The organism is Chromobacterium alkanivorans, from assembly GCF_016937655.1.
In the GTDB taxonomy this organism is placed as follows: Bacteria; Pseudomonadota; Gammaproteobacteria; order Burkholderiales; family Chromobacteriaceae; genus Chromobacterium; species Chromobacterium alkanivorans.
In genome coordinates, this window is the sequence record NZ_JAFHKL010000007.1 from 173,906 (window position 1) to 190,706 (window position 16,801).

The following is a 16,801-nucleotide window of genomic DNA, read 5'->3' on the forward strand; positions in this document are numbered from 1 at the left end:
GGCGCATTAGGCTGGTACTTTATTCGGGCGCATGGAGGGGGGCATGGGATATTTGGAAATCGTGTTTCCGCAGTGGCAGGGGGCCGGCACGTGTTCGACTTTGGAGGAAGGCGCGCTGCATGCGCAGCAGGCGGCGGGGCTGGAATCAGCGCAGCGGGTGGCCTTGGCGGCGGAGCCGGCTACGGCGCGGATGGACGGCGTCGATCATTTGGAGGCCTTGCTGGCGCAGCAGCAGTCCTGTTGGCGGCTGCTGCAACAGCGGCAACCGGAACGGATTCTGACCTGCGGTGGGGATTGCGGCGTGGAGGTGGCGCCGCTCGCCTATCTGAACCACCGTTTGCAGGGACGGCTCAACGTGGTCTGGTTGGACGCGCACGGGGATTTGAACACCCCGGCCAGTTCGCCCAGCGGGCACTTCCATGGCATGCCCTTGCGCCTGCTGATGGGCGAAGGACTTTCGCGCATGCTGCCGCTGGTGCAAACGCCTTTGGCGCCGGAGCAGTTGATCCTGGCCGGCCAGCGCGACCTGGACGTCGCCGAACGGGAATGGATAGACGCCAAGCGGCTGCGTTTGTTCGGTGTGGAAGCGATGGCGGAGAACCCCGGCTGCGTCGCGGCGGCGTTGAATCCGGCCTGGCCTTGCTACATCCACCTGGATTTGGACGTGCTGGATCCGGCAAGCCATCCCTGGGTGTGCTGTCCGACGCCGGGAGGGTTGGCGTTGGAAACGCTGCGGCAGGTGATCGACGCGATCGTCGAGCGCGTCGCGCTGGCGGGGGCCGGCGTGACCGAGTGCACGGCGGGACGGGTGGAGGACGCGGCGACCGCCGGCGCCTTGCTGCGGCGCTTGCGCTCCCGGCTGGCCTAGCCACCTTGACGTATTGGAGGCCCGGCGCGGATTGCTTACACTGCGGTATCCGCTCAACTGCACGGAGGCAGGCGATGAAACTGAATCTTTTGTATTTTGCCCGCTTGCGGGACGAGTTCGGCCTGGAGAGCGAACACCTGGACAGCGAGGCGGCCACGGTGGAGGAGTTGCTGGTGGAGCTGCGGCTGCGCGGCGAAGTCTGGGCGCGGGAGCTGGCCGCCGACCGGGTGTTCCGCGTGGCGGTGAACCAGCAGATGGCGAGGCTGGACGTCGTCTTGAGCGACGGCGACGAAGTGGCGGTGTTTCCGCCGGTGACCGGAGGATGAGCATGGACGCGTTCACGGTGCGGGTGCAGCCGCAGCGCTTCAGCGCCGGCGCGGAAATCGAAGCGCTGTCCGGCAACCCGGCCTGCGGCGCGGTGGTCAGCTTCAGCGGCCTGGTGCGCGATTACGGCGACAGCCGCGACGTGACGGCGCTGGAACTGGAGCACTATCCGGGCATGACCGAAAAGGCTTTGGCCGCGATTGTGGAGGAGGCGCGCCGGCGCTGGCCGCTGCAGGCGGCCACCGTCATCCACCGCGTCGGGCGGCTGGCGCTGGGCGAAGCCATCGTGTTGGTGGTGGTGGCCAGCGGCCACCGCCGCGACGCTTTCGCCGCCGCGGAATTCCTGATGGATTACCTGAAACAGGACGCGCCGTTCTGGAAGAAGGAAATCCTGGCCGACGGCAGCGCGCGCTGGGTGGAGGCCAAGCACAGCGACGCCCGGGCGGCGGAACGCTGGCAATGAGCCACCAGGCGCTGATCCTGGCCGGCGGCCGCGCCACGCGCATGGGCGGCGTCGACAAGGGCCTGGCCGTCCTGTCCGGGCGGCCGCTGCTGGCGCACGCCTTGGCGGCGCTGTCCGCGCAGACGCCGCCGCCCGAGCGGGTCTGGGTTTCGGCCAATCGCAATCTGGACGCGTACGCCGATTTTGGCTGCCCGCTGTTGCCGGACAGTCTGCCGGACTATCCGGGGCCCTTGGCCGGGGTGCTGGCGGCTTTGGAACGCGACGACGGCGCGGTCTGGCTGGTGATGCCCTGCGACGCGGTGCGGCTGCCGGCCGATTTCTCGCGCCGCTTGCTGGCGGAAGTGGCTGCGGGCCGCCAGGCGGCCAGCGCGAGCGACCGCGAAGGCTGGCATCCCAGCCTGCTGGCTTTGGGGCCCGGCCTGCGCGCCGGGCTGGCCGCCTACCTGACCGGCGGCGGCCGCTCCATCCGCGGCTGGCTGGCCGGGCTGGACCATGTCGAAGTGGCGTTCGACCACCTCTTTCCCAATCTCAACACCGCGGACGCGCTGGCGGCCTTGGAGGCGGAGCCGCGCGCCGACTGAGGCCGGCATGGCGTTTTGCTTCGCATCACGAAAGTTTTAACTCTTTGTCATTTTGTTTTGCTATAGTGCGCGCGATCGGAGCGTCCATCGCGGTCCATGGCAGTGGACGGGCGTCTCCCCATTCGATCGCGGCCGGCGGCGCCGGCGCGCGACAACAAACAAGACAAGGATGCGTTTCGTGAAACTGAAAACCATGAGCGTGTGCCTGGCGGCGAGCCTGGCGCTGTTCGGCTGTTCCGCCGGCTCCGGCGGCTGGGGTCCGGGCGATCAGAACACCGGCGTCTCGCGCCAGCCGGTGGCGGTGAAGATGATCGCCTTCAACGATTTCCACGGCAATCTGGAAATGCCGGGCCAGCTGACGGTGCCGGATCCGGCCGATCCGAGCAAGACCGTCAAGATCAACGCCGGCGGTGTCGACTACCTGGCGGCCTGGGTGCAGTCGCTGCGCGCCAAATCGCCGAATACCGTGGTGGTGTCGGCCGGCGATCTGATCGGCGCCAGCCCGCTGGTGTCCGGTCTGTTCCACGACGAGCCCACCATCGAGGCGATGAACCTGCTGGGCCTGGACCTCAACGCCGTCGGCAACCATGAGTTCGACGACGGCCAGCAGGAACTGCTGCGGATGCAGAACGGCGGCTGCAAGACGGGCGCGACCACCACCTCCTGCCAGAACGGCAAGTTCGTCGGCGCCAAGTTCAAGTTCCTGGCGGCCAACGTCAAGAAAAGTGACGGCGGCACCCTGTTCCCGGCTTACGAGATCAAGAAGTTCGGCGGCATCCCGGTGGCCTTCATCGGCATGACGCTGAAAGGCACGCCGGAGATCGTGTCGCCGGACGGCATCAAGGGGCTGAGCTTCCAGGACGAGGCGGCCACGGTGAACCAGCTGATTCCGCAGCTGAAGCGGCAGGGCGTGTCCGCCGTGGTGGTGGTGGTGCACGAGGGTGGCTACCAGAGCGGCAACTTCAACGATTGCAACGGCGTGTCCGGTCCCATCGTCGACATCGTCAAGAAGCTGGACCCGGCGGTGAAGCTAGTGGTCACCGGCCACACCCATCAGGCCTACAACTGCGTGATAGACGGCCGTCGGGTGACCAGCGCCAAGAATTACGGCCAACTGTTCACCGAGATCGACTTCGTGCTGGACCCGGCCACCCGCGACGTCAAGCCCGGCTCCATCCAGGCGCAGAACCGGGTGGTGGCGCGCGACATCGCGCCGCTGGCCTCGGTCAGCAATCTGGTCAAGCTGTACAAGGACCTGGTGGCCCCGGTGGCCAACCGTGTGGTGGGCCAGGCGGCGGGCACTTTGGACCGCACCCCGTCCGCGGCCGGCGAAACCGCCTTGGGCGACGTGGTGGCCGACGCGCAACTGGCGGCCGGCGCGGCTCAGGGCGCGGTGGTGGCCTTCATGAACCCGGGCGGCGTGCGCGCGGACATCATTCCCGGCGCCGGCGGCGACGTCACTTACAGCCAATTGTTCACCACCCAGCCCTTCGGCAATGTGATGACCACGCTGACCCTGACCGGCGCGCAGATCGACCAGTTGCTGGAGCAGCAATGGAGCGATCCGTCCAAGGTCAAGATTCTGCAAGTGTCCAAGGGGTTCAGCTATAGCTGGAACCCGGCGGCGCCGACGGGCAACAAGGTGGACATCGCCAGCATCAAGATCAACGGCGTGGCCATCGATCCGCTGCTCAACTACCGGGTGCAGGTCAACAACTTCATCGCCGGCGGCGGCGACGGCTTCACCGTGCTGACCCAGGGCGTCAATCGGGTGGGCGGCGGCGTGGACGTGGACGTGCTGGAGAGCTATTTCGCCGGCGCCTCGCCGGTGGCGGTGCCGGCGCTGAACCGGATTACGCGTCTGCCTTGAGCCTGGCCGCCGGCGGCAGCCGTCCGCGCGCTTGCAGCGCGCGGAACACCCGCAGCGCCACCCAGGCGTCGTTGCCGGCGTAGGCCTGCTGCGCCGGCGTCAGCGGCAGCTTGGACCAGTTGGTGGTGGACAGCTTTTTGGACTTGCGGAAGTACTGGCCGAACAGCCGCGCCACCGCCTGCACCGCGCCGACGGTGATGCGCGCATCGTCGCTGTCGAAGCAGGAGACCAGGTCCAGCACCCGGCCGCAGCGTATGCCCAGCCGTTGCTGCAGCAGCGCCTGGTCGGAACTGAGCTCGAAGCCCGCCAGCAGCCGCTGCGGATCTTCCAGCAGGGTTTTCAGCTCCGGCGCGCACTGGCCGTCCTGCACCGGGAACAGCCAGGCCCCGTCGTCGCTGGCCAGCTGGATCAGGTGCGGACCGGTCGGCTTCTCGCCCTTGTGGAAGGTGGGGCGGGATTCGGTGTCGAAGCCCAGCACCGCGCAGCCGCCCAACTCCCGCAGCGCGGCGGCGGCCAGTTCCGGCGTGGCGGCCAGCCGCACCTGTTCCGGCGTCAGGCCGGCGAACAGCGGCAGCGTTTTGATCTCCTCGCGAGGAATTTGTCGGGTAGGCAACATGGCGGACTCGCTGACTTGAGGGTAATTTGCAACCTTACCGCATTTAATGGCGCGGGTCAGGCATAAGCTGTCATATTTTTTGGGCGCTTCAGCAGGAGATGCCCAACAGCGGCGGCAATATCCTGTAGTATCGTCGGCATGCCTAATTCTTCACGTTATCTTGGCCGGCAGGCAATCGTCGACCGCCAGCAGCAACTGGTGGCCTATGAGCTATTGTTCCGCTCCAGTCCGGCCAATTTCGCCCTGGTGCGCGACGATCTGCTCGCCAGCGCCGAGGTGCTGCGCAACGCCTTCGGAGAGCTGGGCTGCGCGGATGTGTTGGGCCAGTTTCCCGGTTTCATCAACGCCAGCGCCGATTTGTTGCAAGACCCCATCCTGGACCAATTGCCGGCGGAGCGGCTGGTGCTGGAAATACTGGAAACGGTGACCGTCACCGAGGCCCTGCTGCAACGGATGGCGCTGTTGCGCCAACGCGGCTTCCGCCTGGCGCTGGACGACGTGATCCACCTGGGGCCGGATCAGACGGCGATGTTGCCGCTGGTGGACATCGTCAAGGTGGACGTGGCGGCGGTGGAGCCGGAGCGGCTGCCGGCGCTGATGGCCCAATTGAGCGATTTCGACGGCATCTTGCTGGCGGAAAAGGTGGACAGTCGCGAGCAGTTCGAACGTTGCCGCGAGCTGGGCTTCCACTGGTTCCAGGGTTATTTCCACGGCCGGCCGGTGGTGCTGAGCAGCGCGGACGCGCCCTAGCTTCGCCTTCTTTTCACTGCGCCTTGATCGGCTTGTGGTAGGCCAGGCTGGCCGCCCGGGTTTCCGCCACGATGCGATCGAACTCCCCGCTGTCCTGCAAGGCCTTCAGGCCGCGATTGAAACGCTCCACCAATTCCTGGCCCTGGCGGTGCTTGCGCCAGATCACCACGTGCAGCGGCGCCACCCAGAACGATTTGTTTTGCGGCTCCAGTTGCTGGGCCAGCCGAGGCTGGAAGTTGCGCGCGATCAGGTATTGGCCCACTTCCATGTCGATGGGGAACAGGTCGATGCGGCCGGCCAGCAGCTTGCGCAAATTGGTGACGTCGTCCGGCGCCATGTCCGGGATCAGGTGACCGGCCTTGACCTGCCGGTTGAATTCGTCGGAATAGAAATTGCCGACGGTGACGCCCACCCGCGCGTGGCGCAGATTGGACAGGTCGTTCCAGGGAAAGTTGGCGTTGCGGCGCTGGAAAAACACCATGCGCGCATGCAGCACCGGCTGGGTGAACAGCAGATCCTGCTTGCGCTCCGGCGTCGGCGCCCAGCCGAAGCTGCCGTCCACGGTGCCGTTGCGCGCCGATTGCAGCGTGCGGTTGTTGGGGTAGTAACGGAAGGCGACGTCGACGTTGGAACGGGCGAACGCCTCTTTGACCAGACGCGACAAAATGCCGTCGTACGGCAGTTCCTTGCCCATATAGGGCGGCCACTCCTGGTTGGACAGGGTGATTTTCAGACGTGGCGCGGCCTGCGGCTGAGCTGCCGCCAGCAGGACTACAGCCAGGCTGCCCAGCAGCCAGCTGCGAAGTCTCATCATTTCCCCGAATCCTTGCTCGATCTGTGCGCGTTGTACGCGTGCTGCCTGCGCGGAGCGCGGCGCGCGCCGCCTCCGCTCGATATTGTTGTCGGCCCCAGGGCCTGTTGCTGAATCGTAGGCAGGTTTGGCGCTCGCCGTAAAGCGCTTCCATCGCCGCGGGGCCGGCGAAGGGGCGCTGCGGCGGCCGCGCCGACAGGGCGCGACGCCGCGGGAGCAGGCTTAGCGGCCTTTCGGCGGGCTGAACAACGCCGAGCTCGGACGCGAGGAGGCGGGCTTGCCGCGCTGACCCTGACCCTGGCCTTGCGGCGAGCGCTGACCCGGCTGGCCGTTTGTGGCGTTTTTGGCTTGGCCCTGGCTCTGTCCTTGGCCCTGGCGCGGCTTGGACGCCGGCGAGCGATGGCCGTGGCCGGTGGGCTTGCTGTCCGGCTGGTGGCGCGGCTTGCCGCCGCCGCCCTGGCGCTGCGGCTGGCCGCGGCGGTTGCCGCCGCCCATCGGGATGGGTTCCGGCTTCACCGACAGATCCGCCTCGAAGCCCGGCACCGCGAAGCGCTCGATCGATTGCTTGGTGAGCTTCTCGATGTCTTTCAGGAAGCTGAACTCGTCGACGCAGACCAGCGACACCGCCTCACCCTTGCTGCCGGCGCGGCCGGTGCGGCCGATGCGGTGCACGTAGTCTTCCGGCACATTGGGCAATTCGAAGTTGACCACGTGCGGCAGCTGGTCGATGTCCAGGCCGCGCGCGGCGATGTCAGTGGCCACCAGCACCTGCAGCTCGCCGCTCTTGAAGTCGGCCAGCGCGCGGGTGCGCGCGTTCTGGCTCTTGTTGCCGTGAATCGCGGCGGCGGGAATGCCGGTTTTCTCCAGTTTTTCCGCCAGGCGGTTGGCGCCGTGTTTGGTGCGGGTGAACACCAGCGCCTGGAACCAGTTGCGCTCTTTGATCAGGTGGATCAGCAGGTCGGTTTTGCGGTCGCGGTCCACCAGGTGGATCTTCTGGTCCACCAGCTCGTTGGTGGTGTTGCGGCGCGCCACTTCCACCAGCTTGGGGCTGTCCAGCAGACGGTCGGCCAGGCCTTTGATCTCGTCGGAGAAGGTGGCGGAGAACAGCAGGTTCTGGCGTTTGGCCGGCAGCAGCGCCAGCACTTTGCGGATGTCGTGGATGAAGCCCATGTCCAGCATGCGGTCGGCTTCGTCCAGCACCAGGATCTCAACGCCGGACAAATCGATGTTGCGCTGGCCGGCGTGGTCCAGCAGGCGGCCGGGGGTGGCCACCAGGATGTCCAGCGGTTTGCGCAGCTCGCGGGTCTGCGGATTGATGTTGACGCCGCCGAACATCACCATGGATTTGAGCGGCAGGTATTTGCCGTAGGTCTGCACCGACTCCTCAACCTGAGCGGCCAACTCGCGGGTGGGCGTCAGCACCAGCGCGCGCGGACGGCCCGGCTGGGTGGACGGCTTGCCCATCAGCAGTTGCAGCAAGGGCAGGGTGAAGCCGGCGGTTTTGCCGGTGCCGGTCTGGGCCGCGGCCAGCAGGTCGCCGCCTTGCAGCACTTGCGGGATGGCCTGGGCCTGGATCGGAGTGGGGGTGGTGTAGCCGGTTTCGCTGACGGCGCGCAACAGGGATTCGGCCAGACCGAGGTCGGCAAAGGTGAGTGTGGACATGTTTGCTCCTGCGACGGCCTATCGCAGTATGTGCGAACCAATCCAGGCTGACGGGAAAAAGTTAGGGATGCGATGGGCGCTTCGGGATGAAGCGCGCGCGGCGCGCAAAGATTGGAATTGCGCGCGGGAGGCCGGAGTTTACCTTCAAATCGTCGGCTTGGGAACTTGTCGCCGCATTGTCATATCCATTCCAGCGGAATTCAAAGCCGCGCGCGGTCGTTTTGACGGCCGATATTATTAATAAATGCGAATGGGCGAACTGGTATCATGCTGTCACGCCGCCGGAGCGTTTGGGCTCCGCGGCGGCAAGATGCCCTGTTTTGATGTGTCCGCCCGGGATGGGCGGCGAATAACGCAGTTCAGAGGAAATCGGTATGCCTGGATCCGCCCGTAGGCTGGTCGGCTTGATCATATTGTGTCCGGCCTTGGCGCTGGCCGCCGGCAAGGGCGGTTCGGAGGGCGGCCACGGCCGCGCGGCGGAGAGCGGCAAGGCTGTGGAGGAAGCGGCGGAGGCCAACGCGCCGGCGGCGACCGATTTCAATTGCGACAAGCCGGGCAATCCGGTGGAGGCCATGGTGTGTCAGGACGACAGCCTGACCCGGCAGGACAACCGGCTGGAGAAGGTTTACGCCCAGGCCTTGGAGCAGGCGCAGCAAGGGCGGCCGGGCGCCGAGGCCAAGCTGATCGCCGAGCAGCGGCGCTGGGTGAAAAGCCTGAAGGACTGCGTCAAGACCGAGGACATGCATATGTGCCTGGGCGACGTTTACATCATGCGCATCACCCAGTTGCAGGCGGCCTGGGGCCTGGCCCCGTCGCTGACGCCCTTGCGCTACGTCTGCAAGGGCAACGCCACCCGCACCGTGCTGGCCACCTTTTACCGCACTCACCCGCCCACGGTGAAGCTGGAGTACAACGGCTCCACCGCCATCCTGCACCAGGGCCTGAGCGGCAGCGGCGCGCGCTACGCGGCGCCGGGGCTGGAGCTGTGGATCAAGGGCCGCGAGGCCAGCATTACCTGGCGCGGCGAACCTTTGGACTGCTCCAGCCAGCCTTCGCCCTAAGAACCTGTTTACGATCTGCTGCGCTGCGTGGAGCGTTACACGATGAGTACGCCTTCGAAATGCTCATGTACCGTATGTACATTCCGCTTTCTCAGCCGTTTTCGCCTTGTTTCGCCCTTGCTCGCGAGATCGTAAACACGTTCTAAGAACCTGTTTCAGGCTTGCGCGGCCGGCCGTCGAGCGATTGAACGGGCGCAATGGCCGGCGGCCCCGTACAATGGTTTCTTTTTTCGCAAAACCGGTTTCCGCATGGCCCTGTCCGCCACCATTTACAAAGCCAATCTCGCCGTGTCCGACATGGATCGCGGCTATTACGCCAGTCATCAGCTGACGCTGGCCCAGCACCCGTCCGAAACCGTGGAGCGCATGATGCTGCGTCTGGCCGCTTTCGCGCTCAACGCCAGCGAAACCCTGCAGTTCAGCCGCGGCCTGAGCGCCGACGACGAGCCGGAGCTGTGGCAGAAAAACTATGTCGACGAGATCGAGCTGTGGGTGGAGCTGGGCGAGCCGGACGAAAAGCGGCTGAAGAAAGCGTGCAGCCGCGCCGAGCGCGTGGTGTTGTACAGCTACGGCGGCCGCGCCAGCGAAGTGTGGTGGCCGCAGCTGGAGAACAAGCTGGCCCGGCTGGACAAGCTCAGCGTGTTTCGCGTCGAGCCGGCCACGCTGGCCGAGCTGGTCGCCATCTGCCAGCGCAGCATGCAGTTGAGCGCCACCATCCAGGACGGCCAGCTGTGGCTGGCCGACGAGTCCAGCAATGTGCTGGTGGAGCCGCTGCGGCTCAAATAAGCCGCTCAGCCGCACAGCCAGGCGCGCAGTCGTTGCAACAAGCCCGTTTGGGCCGCGCGCGGCAGCCGCGCCTTGCGTTTGAGCCAGGGCATGCGCCGATGGCGCGCCTGGGCGTAGGCGTTCAACAGCCGGCGGTGGCGTAGCGCGAGATCGCCGCGTCTCATCGCCGCGCGCTCAGCCGCCGCCACCAGGCGCGCAGGGACGCGCGCCAGCCGAATGTCGCTTCGGCCAGGCCCGGCCTTGCCGAGAACCGTGATTCGAGTATGTAGCGGCGCAGCGCCAGCGGCGCCGCGTCCTCGTCCGGCAGATAATCGGGAATGCCGCGCGCCGGCAAGGCGCGGCGGACGGGTTTGCTTGCGCTCATAAGCAAGGGCCTCCAATGGGACATGGTGCATGCTAGGCTCCGACGCGTAAAAAGCGGCTAAAGAAAGCCCGGGCGCGGATAAAAAGGCGCTAGTCGCGCCGCGCGGCGGCCCGGTTCCACGTGAAACAGCGCGATAGCGCGGACCTCAGCTTGACGCGTCCATGGTCCATTCATAGCTGCGTTCGATGCGCGCCACCTCTACCCGGTATTGCCGATACCAGCGCTCTCGCCCCAGTTGCTGCGCCAATACATGGTCGGCGTGCGCCTTCCAGGCGCGGATGCTGTCGGCGTCCGGCCAGTAGGACAGGGCGATCTCCTGACCGTCCTCACAGGCGGAAACAAAGGCGAGGCAGCCGAAGTTCTCCATGGCCAGCTGACGCATTTGCTGGGCGACCGCGGAGTATTCCGCGTCCAGTTGCCGCGCGGCGGCGCGAAAAATCACGACATGCATGGGAAGTCTTCCTCGGTTAAGGTAAGCGGTATCGGGATTGTCCCGATTGCCGGCGGTCCTGGCCAGAGCCAGTTCGGCCGCCGGCGCGGAACCATCGCGGATGAGAGGAGAAACAATGGCTCAGCCCTTGCGTTTGCGGGCCGCCACGGCCTTGGACGCCGAGCGGATCGCGGCGCTGCATGTCGCCAGCTGGCAACAGCATTATCGCGGCATCCTGCCTGACGACTATCTGGACCAAGGCGCCGCGGCGGAACGCCTGGCGATGTGGCGAAGGCGCTTCGCCGCGCCGGAAACGCTTTGGGTGCGGCTGGCGCTGTGGCGGGGAGAGCCGGTGGGTTTTGTCTGCCTGTTGCCGGACGAGGCGCCGGAACGGGGCGTTTACTTGGACAATCTGCATGTGCTGGCCGGGCAGCAGGGGCGCGGCATCGGCCGCGCCTTGATGGCCGCGGCGGCGGCGGAAGCCTTGCGCGTCGCGCCGGGCCGGCCCTTGTTCCTGTGGGCGTACCAGGCCAACCGGGACGCCTGCGGCTTTTATCGGGCGCTGGGCGGCGCGGAGTCCGCGCCTTGCGAGGTGGACACCGCCGGCGGCCGGCGCGCGCTGGCGCTCAGCTATCAGTGGGATGATCCGTCCTGTTTGCTGTAGCGCCGGTTTGCGCCGCGGCAACACCGGAACGCGTCCTCGTTCTACAATAGCGGGATGGCAAGCCTCAATTATTTGCAGCACTATTCCGCCGCCCTGCTCAGTCAGGTGCAGGCGCTGCTGGACTCCGGCCAGCTGGGCGCCTGGCTGGCGCGCAAGTATCCGGAAACCCACGATGTGCAGACCGACAAGGCGTTGTACCAGTACGTGTCCGAGATCAAGCAACGCTATCTGAAGAACGCGGCGCTGCCGTCCAAGGTGAGCTACGACAGCCAGCAGCACCCGGTCAAGGGCACGCTGGGCACCAATACCTTTGTGTCGCGGGTGCAGGGCGGCAAGCTGAAGACCAAGAACGAAATCCGCGTCGCCGCCTTGTTTCGCGACGCGCCGCTGCCCTTCCTGCGCATGATCGTGGTGCACGAACTGGCCCACCTGAAGGAGAAGGACCACAACAAGGCTTTCTACCAGTTGTGCTGCCATATGGAGCCGGACTACCACCAGCTGGAGTTCGACATGCGGGTGTGGCTGACCTGGCGCGAAAGCCGGGCGGTTTGATCCGTCGTCCCCGCATGCAGAACAGCCCGGCGTCGCCGGGCTGTTTCCATATTAGAGCCTGTTCTACGCCGCCTCACGGAAGCGCGGCGGACTTTGAACCCGGCTTTTTACTTGGCGACTAGCTGATCGAACACGCCGCCGTCGGCAAAGTGCTTGCGCTGGGCGCTGCGCCAGTCGCCGAAGGTGTCTTTCAGCGTGAACAGCTTGACCTTGGGGAACTGGGCGGCGTATTGCGCGGCGATCTTGGCGTCGCGCGGCCGATAGTAGTTCTGCGCCGCGATGGTCTGGCCTTGCGGGGTGTACAGAAACTTCAGATAGGCCTCGGCCAGCTTGCGGTTGCCTTTCTTGTCGGCCACCTTGTCCACCACCGCCACCGGCGGCTCCGCCAGGATGGACAGCGAGGGGGTGACGATGTCGAACTTGTCCGGCCCCAGTTCCTTCACCGCCAGCACCGCCTCGTTTTCCCAGGCCAGCAGCACGTCGCCCAGCCCGCGCTGGGCGAAGGTCAGCGTCGCGCCGCGCGCGCCGGTGTCCAGCACAGGCACGTGCTTGTACAACTCTCCGACGTAGGCGCGGGCCTTGGCCTCGTTGCCGCCGGGCTGTTTCAGCGCGTAGCCCCAGGCCGCCAGATAGTTCCAGCGCGCGCCGCCTGAGGTTTTGGGGTTGGGGGTGATCACCTGGATGCCGGGCTTGATCAGGTCGCCCCAATCGCGGATGCCCTTGGGATTGCCCTTGCGCACCAGGAACACGATGGTGGAGGTGTAGGGCGCGCTATTGTCCGGCAGCCGGCTTTGCCAGTTCTTGGGCAGCAGGCCCTGGTCCGCCAGCACGTCGATGTCGTAGGCCAGCGCCAGCGTGGCCACATCGGCTTCCAGGCCGTGCTGGATGGCCAGCGACTGTTTGCCGGAGCCGCCGTGCGACTGCTTGATGGCGACGTCGCCGCCCTGTTTCTTCCATTGTTCGGCGAAAGCCTTGTTGACGTCCTGGTACAGCTCGCGGGTGGGGTCGTAGGAGACGTTGAGCAATTCGGCGGCCAGCAGCGGCGTGGCGCCGCTGAACAAGGCGAGGGACAGCAGGGCGTGGCGGACGGAGAAGCGTGGCATGGCGGTTTCCTGAAGGAGGCAAGCGATGAATGCATCTAATCAGAAATGTTTTATCGCCAGAAGTGATTGTTTTTTATCTTCAAATTCCAAATAAATCTATGTGACGACAAGGTCTTTTAGAGAAATAGGGAATAAGTTTCTCGTTCAATATCATTTCCAAGAATATTAAAGCCGTTCTACAGTGCGAGCTCAACCTTTGAGGAGCTGAGCGATGGAACCTTCGCTGGCGGATTTCGACCTGATCATCCAACCCGGCTGGCGCAACTCCGGCCCGCGGCATTGGCAAAGTCATTGGCAGCGGCGACTGGGCGCGACGCGAGTGGAAGCCGACGATTGGGACGCGCCGCAGCTGGACGACTGGCTGAGGGGCTTGGACCAGGCGCTGGACCGGACGCGCAAGCCGGTCATCGTCATCGCCCACAGTCTGGGCTGCGTGGCGGTGGCGCATTACGCGCAGCGTCAGCCGCGGCGCATCGCCGGCGCTTTGCTGGTGGCGCCGGCGGATGTGGAGCGCCCCTTCGTGCCGCGGGAGCTGATGGGCTTCGCGCCGACGCCGCGCCAGCCCTTGCCGTTTCCGGCCCGGATGGTGGCGAGCAGCAACGACCCCTTCTGCAAGACGCCGCGCGCGGCGCGGCTGGCCGGTTACTGGCGCACGCCCATCGCCTGGCTGCGCCAGGCCGGTCACATCAATGTGGAGTCCGGCCACGGGCAGTGGGAGGAGGGCTGGCTGCAGCTGGATTTGCTGGCGCAGCGGGTGAGGGCTAGTCTGAGCCAGGCGGCCTGAGAAGCTGTTTACGATCTGCCGCGCGTCGTGAGACGTGACACGGCGGGCACGCCTGGTCTCGCCTTAGCTCGCGAGACTTTGAACAGGCGCTGGGCTTTGCCGTGAACGAGCGCTTGCTCGGCGTGGTTTCGGTCCAAGCCGGGTGGTCTAAACTGGGATGACACGTATTTCAATCATCACAGAGTGGCCATGATGCCGAGCCGATTTCTTGCCTGTTGCTGGCTGTCCCTGGCCGGAGCCGTTTACGCGGCGCCCTTGAGCCGCATCGGCGTGTCCGTGGGGGCGCTGGACAATCCCTTTTACCAGATCGTCGCGCGCGGCGCGCTGAACGAAGCGCGCGCGGCCAATCCCAATGCGCAAGTCACCACCTTGTCCGCCAATTTCAGCCTGGAGCGGCAGGAGGAGCAGGTGCGGCAATTGCTGCGCCAGCAGGTGGAGTTGATCCTGCTGGTGGCCGCGGACAGCAAGGCGGTGGCGCCGCTGGTGCGCCTGGCGCACCAGGCCGGGGCGAGGGTGGTGGCGGTGGACGTGGACGCGCCCGGCGCCGACGGTACGGTCAAATCGGACAATGTCCAGGCCGGGGCGCTGGCTTGCCGCTATCTGGCGGAGCAGATGCGCGGCCGCGGCACGGTGGTGATTCAGAGCGGCCCGCCGGTGTCCTCGGTCTGGGACCGGGTGGCCGGCTGTCGCCGCAGCCTGGCCGCTTTTCCCAAGATTCGCCTGCTCAGCTACAAGGAGAGCGGGCTGGCGTCCAGCTGGGGCGGCAAGCGGCTGATGGAGCGGCATCTGCGGCGCTACCCCGCGATCAACGGCGTGTTCGCCTGCAACGACCGTCAGGCGCTGGGGGCGGAGCAGGCGGCGCGGGAAGCCGGCCGCGGGGAAGTGATGATAGCCGGGGTGGACGGCTCGCCGGACATCGAGAAGGCGTTGCGGGCGCAGAATCAGATCGTGGCCTCCGCCAGCCAGGCGCCGTACGCCATCGGCGTGGAGGCGGTGAGGCTGGGCCGCCAATTGCTGGACAATCCCAAATCCAAGCCGCGCACGGTGGTGGTGCCGGTGCAGCTGATTACCCGCGCCAATATCGGAGCCTATCAGGGCTGGCAAAGTCAGCTGCCGCCATTGCCCGACGCGGCGCGCTAGGCGGCGGCCCCCCGTCTTTTTTGACCTGCGGCGGCGGCGGTGTCACACTGCCGGTGTTTCCGCGTCGGCCTGGCCGACGCCAGCTGTTTCCAACTCAAGCCAAAGGATTCCACATGTTCGCATCACGCCCGCTCAAAGCCGGCCTGGCCGCCCTGGCGCTGACTTTGCCGCTGCTGGCGCACGCCGACGCCGCCCAGGACGCCGCCGTCAAAGAGTTGTCCGCCACGCTGAGCCTGAACAATATGCTGCCGGAACTGGCGCAGCGCACCACCGCCAGCGCGATGCCGCTGCTGCAGGAATACTTCGTCAAGAACAAGATCAAGCTGAGCGAAGCCCAGCAGAAAAAAGCGCAGGAAGGCTTCAAGACCTACGGCGAGAACGTGCACAAGCTGGCCAGCGACTACTTTGGCTCCAGCGCCGCCAAGCAGCAGTTCGAACAAACCGTGGCCAAGGCCTACAGCGCTCAGTTCAGCGCCGACGAACTCAAGCAGATCAACGCTTTCTACAAGACCGCCGCAGGTCAGAAACTGCTGAAGCAGCAGCCGCAGATCATCAACACCATCGCCGGCGACACGCTGAAGGCCGCCGAGCCGGTGCTGTTGCCCAAGATGCGCGCCGCCGCGGAAAGCTTCGGCAAGAGCGTCGCCAAGAAATAAGCGCGTTTGCGCTTCGCCATCAAAGCCGCCCAAGGGCGGCTTTTTTGCGTGCCGCGCGCCAGCTTGGTGCCGCGTCGCACCATTCCGGTTCAGTTCAGCATCAGGCTGAGCCGGCGCGCGGTGTCCACCGCGGCTTCCGCCTGGCTGGACTCCTCTTGCCATACCCAGACATTGTGGGTCGGGTCCAGCGCCTCGACCAGCCACAGCCGGCCGCCGCCGCCCAGCGCCACCTGACGCGCGCGCACCGGCCGGCGGTAATTGAACATCACCACCTCGCTGGTGGCGGCGGGCGTGTTGCGCGAGAACAGTTTCATGGCGGGCCTCGGCGGCGGGAGTGGACGATGTCCGCGACGCTGCAAGACTCGTGCCAACGGCTTGGCGGCGCAGCGGCTATAACGTGTTTATCGACACGGATTATGTCATTCAAATGATGAGACCGGGCTTATTGCTCTTGCTGTTGGCCGGGCTGGCGGCGGGCGTCGCGGCCGCGCCGCCGCGCCAGGTGGTGGTGCTGGTGGACAACGGCTATCCGCCGTATTCCTACGAGAAGGACGGCAGGGCCGAGGGCGTGTACAACGAGGTGTTGCGCGCGGCGTCGCAGCGCTTGAGCGATTACCGCATCGATCTGCGGCCGGTGCCGTGGAAGCGCGGCCTGTCCGAGCTGGAGGCCGGCCGCGCGCCGGCGCTGTCGCCGCCGTATTACCGCCCGGAGCGGGACTACATGGGCTATTCGGCGCCGTTCTGGCAGGAGCAGCTGGCGGTGTATTGCCGCGCGGAGGTCATGCGCGCGCCGCGGCAGCACTGGCCGGCGGATTTCCTGGGACTGCGCTTCGGCAACAACGCCGGTTTCCGTCCCGGCGGCAAGGCGTTCTGGCTGGCGGTGCAGCGCGGCGAGATCCAGCTGGACGAGGCGCCGGACACCCAGGGCAATCTGCTGAAGCTGATCAACGGCCGCACCGACTGCTATTTGAACGATAAGCTGTCCATTCTTTATGTGCTGGAACGGTTGCAGCGGCGCGGAGCGATCAGCGCGGAGCAGCGCGGCGAATTGGTGGCGGCGGCCAATCTGAACGGTGAGCAGGCCTATGTCGGCTTCACCAAGCACGGCCGGCAGCGCTTTCCCTATCTGGACGATTTCATCCGGCAGCTGAACGCCGTCTTGGAGCAGATGAAGCGCGAGGGGAGGATTGCCGCCATCGTGGAGCAGACGCTGCGCGACGCGCCGCCGTAGAACCGGCTCATCGCCGCGTCCGGCCGCCGGTTTTGACAGCCGCGGCGGCCGGTTTTAGCATGGCTCGATAGCCTTACGGAAACCA

At 66.0% G+C, this 16,801-nt stretch carries 22 protein-coding genes; 14 read left to right on the forward strand and 8 right to left on the reverse strand.

Annotated elements, in window-relative coordinates; all coding sequences use genetic code 11:
* Window positions 1-43: 43 nt before the first annotated feature.
* The 5 genes from JW897_RS13990 to JW897_RS14010 all read left to right on the forward strand — a co-directional run bounded on the left by JW897_RS13990 (window position 44) and on the right by JW897_RS14010 (window position 4,106).
* Entirely contained in the window at window positions 44-868 is an 825-nt protein-coding gene (locus JW897_RS13990) for an arginase family protein (RefSeq protein WP_205466600.1), read from the forward strand.
* 74 nt (window positions 869-942) lie between these two features.
* Entirely contained in the window at window positions 943-1,194 is a 252-nt protein-coding gene (gene moaD, locus JW897_RS13995; protein ID WP_205466601.1) for a molybdopterin converting factor subunit 1, read from the forward strand.
* A 2-nt stretch (window positions 1,195-1,196) separates the two neighbouring features.
* On the forward strand, window positions 1,197-1,655 hold the full coding sequence (gene moaE, locus JW897_RS14000) for a molybdopterin synthase catalytic subunit MoaE (protein WP_205466603.1): 459 nt from the start codon (window positions 1,197-1,199) through the stop codon (window positions 1,653-1,655).
* Entirely contained in the window at window positions 1,652-2,236 is a 585-nt protein-coding gene (mobA, locus tag JW897_RS14005; protein ID WP_205466604.1) for a molybdenum cofactor guanylyltransferase MobA, read from the forward strand. Before moaE ends, mobA begins: the two co-directional genes overlap by 4 nt.
* A gap of 178 nt (window positions 2,237-2,414) precedes the next feature.
* Complete coding sequence (locus JW897_RS14010; protein WP_205466606.1) at window positions 2,415-4,106, forward strand: bifunctional metallophosphatase/5'-nucleotidase; 1,692 nt, start codon at window positions 2,415-2,417, stop codon at window positions 4,104-4,106.
* Here JW897_RS14010 and JW897_RS14015 read toward each other — a convergent pair.
* Complete coding sequence (locus tag JW897_RS14015) at window positions 4,090-4,722, reverse strand: 3'-5' exonuclease (RefSeq protein WP_205466607.1); 633 nt, start codon at window positions 4,720-4,722, stop codon at window positions 4,090-4,092. The two genes, JW897_RS14010 and JW897_RS14015, sit on opposite strands and share 17 nt — an antisense overlap.
* Window positions 4,723-4,860: 138 nt before the next feature.
* Between JW897_RS14015 and JW897_RS14020 the strand changes: the two genes are divergently transcribed.
* Window positions 4,861-5,472, forward strand: a complete 612-nt coding sequence (locus JW897_RS14020; RefSeq protein WP_048412910.1) for an EAL and HDOD domain-containing protein — start codon at window positions 4,861-4,863, stop codon at window positions 5,470-5,472.
* A 13-nt stretch (window positions 5,473-5,485) separates the two neighbouring features.
* Here the strand turns inward: JW897_RS14020 and JW897_RS14025 are convergent, their stop codons facing one another.
* Both JW897_RS14025 and JW897_RS14030 read right to left on the reverse strand, forming a co-directional pair.
* Window positions 5,486-6,286 (reverse strand): substrate-binding periplasmic protein, encoded by an 801-nt coding sequence (locus JW897_RS14025; protein WP_205466609.1) that lies wholly within the window; start codon window positions 6,284-6,286, stop codon window positions 5,486-5,488.
* A 219-nt stretch (window positions 6,287-6,505) separates the two neighbouring features.
* Window positions 6,506-7,945, reverse strand: a complete 1,440-nt coding sequence (locus tag JW897_RS14030) for a DEAD/DEAH box helicase (RefSeq protein WP_205466610.1) — start codon at window positions 7,943-7,945, stop codon at window positions 6,506-6,508.
* A 404-nt stretch (window positions 7,946-8,349) separates the two neighbouring features.
* Here JW897_RS14030 and JW897_RS14035 point away from each other — a divergent pair, with 404 nt between their 5' ends.
* Together JW897_RS14035 and JW897_RS14040 are read left to right on the forward strand one after the other, a co-directional pair.
* Window positions 8,350-9,006, forward strand: a complete 657-nt coding sequence (locus tag JW897_RS14035) for an MliC family protein (RefSeq protein WP_205466612.1) — start codon at window positions 8,350-8,352, stop codon at window positions 9,004-9,006.
* 249 nt (window positions 9,007-9,255) lie between these two features.
* Window positions 9,256-9,792, forward strand: a complete 537-nt coding sequence (locus JW897_RS14040) for a YaeQ family protein (protein ID WP_205466614.1) — start codon at window positions 9,256-9,258, stop codon at window positions 9,790-9,792.
* A gap of 5 nt (window positions 9,793-9,797) precedes the next feature.
* Here JW897_RS14040 and JW897_RS14045 read toward each other — a convergent pair whose 3' ends face one another.
* From JW897_RS14045 to JW897_RS14055, 3 genes are all read right to left on the reverse strand, one after another.
* Window positions 9,798-9,956 carry a hypothetical protein gene (locus JW897_RS14045; protein ID WP_205466615.1) on the reverse strand — a complete coding sequence of 53 codons (159 nt, stop codon included), beginning with the start codon at window positions 9,954-9,956 and terminating at the stop codon, window positions 9,798-9,800.
* Window positions 9,953-10,156: a hypothetical protein gene (locus JW897_RS14050; RefSeq protein ID WP_205466617.1), complete on the reverse strand. Its 204-nt coding sequence runs from the start codon at window positions 10,154-10,156 to the stop codon at window positions 9,953-9,955. The genes JW897_RS14045 and JW897_RS14050 overlap by 4 nt, the downstream gene beginning before the upstream one ends.
* Window positions 10,157-10,301: 145 nt before the next feature.
* Window positions 10,302-10,607 (reverse strand): antibiotic biosynthesis monooxygenase family protein, encoded by a 306-nt coding sequence (locus JW897_RS14055; RefSeq protein WP_048415896.1) that lies wholly within the window; start codon window positions 10,605-10,607, stop codon window positions 10,302-10,304.
* Between the two features lie 115 nt (window positions 10,608-10,722).
* Here JW897_RS14055 and JW897_RS14060 point away from each other — a divergent pair, with 115 nt between their 5' ends.
* Entirely contained in the window at window positions 10,723-11,250 is a 528-nt protein-coding gene (locus tag JW897_RS14060) for a GNAT family N-acetyltransferase (RefSeq protein WP_053077519.1), read from the forward strand.
* 54 nt (window positions 11,251-11,304) lie between these two features.
* Window positions 11,305-11,802, forward strand: a complete 498-nt coding sequence (locus JW897_RS14065) for a M48 metallopeptidase family protein (protein WP_205466618.1) — start codon at window positions 11,305-11,307, stop codon at window positions 11,800-11,802.
* Window positions 11,803-11,909: 107 nt separating this feature from the next.
* Here JW897_RS14065 and JW897_RS14070 read toward each other — a convergent pair whose 3' ends face one another.
* A complete protein-coding gene (locus JW897_RS14070; protein ID WP_205466620.1) occupies window positions 11,910-12,905 on the reverse strand; it encodes a sulfate ABC transporter substrate-binding protein in 996 nt (331 codons plus the stop codon).
* A gap of 211 nt (window positions 12,906-13,116) precedes the next feature.
* Here JW897_RS14070 and JW897_RS14075 point away from each other — a divergent pair, with 211 nt between their 5' ends.
* The 3 genes from JW897_RS14075 (at window position 13,117) to JW897_RS14085 (ending at window position 15,485) form a co-directional block, all read left to right on the forward strand.
* Window positions 13,117-13,689, forward strand: a complete 573-nt coding sequence (locus JW897_RS14075) for an RBBP9/YdeN family alpha/beta hydrolase (protein ID WP_205466622.1) — start codon at window positions 13,117-13,119, stop codon at window positions 13,687-13,689.
* A gap of 189 nt (window positions 13,690-13,878) precedes the next feature.
* The gene (locus JW897_RS14080) at window positions 13,879-14,829 is read left to right on the forward strand and encodes a substrate-binding domain-containing protein (RefSeq protein WP_053077520.1); all 951 of its coding nucleotides are present in this window, start codon (window positions 13,879-13,881) and stop codon (window positions 14,827-14,829) included.
* Between the two features lie 113 nt (window positions 14,830-14,942).
* Complete coding sequence (locus JW897_RS14085; protein WP_048415900.1) at window positions 14,943-15,485, forward strand: DUF2059 domain-containing protein; 543 nt, start codon at window positions 14,943-14,945, stop codon at window positions 15,483-15,485.
* A gap of 89 nt (window positions 15,486-15,574) precedes the next feature.
* Here the strand turns inward: JW897_RS14085 and JW897_RS14090 are convergent, their stop codons facing one another.
* Window positions 15,575-15,799: a hypothetical protein gene (locus JW897_RS14090; protein ID WP_048415901.1), complete on the reverse strand. Its 225-nt coding sequence runs from the start codon at window positions 15,797-15,799 to the stop codon at window positions 15,575-15,577.
* A gap of 113 nt (window positions 15,800-15,912) precedes the next feature.
* Between JW897_RS14090 and JW897_RS14095 the strand changes: the two genes are divergently transcribed.
* Window positions 15,913-16,716 (forward strand): substrate-binding periplasmic protein, encoded by an 804-nt coding sequence (locus tag JW897_RS14095; RefSeq protein ID WP_156188005.1) that lies wholly within the window; start codon window positions 15,913-15,915, stop codon window positions 16,714-16,716.
* Window positions 16,717-16,801: the final 85 nt, after the last annotated feature.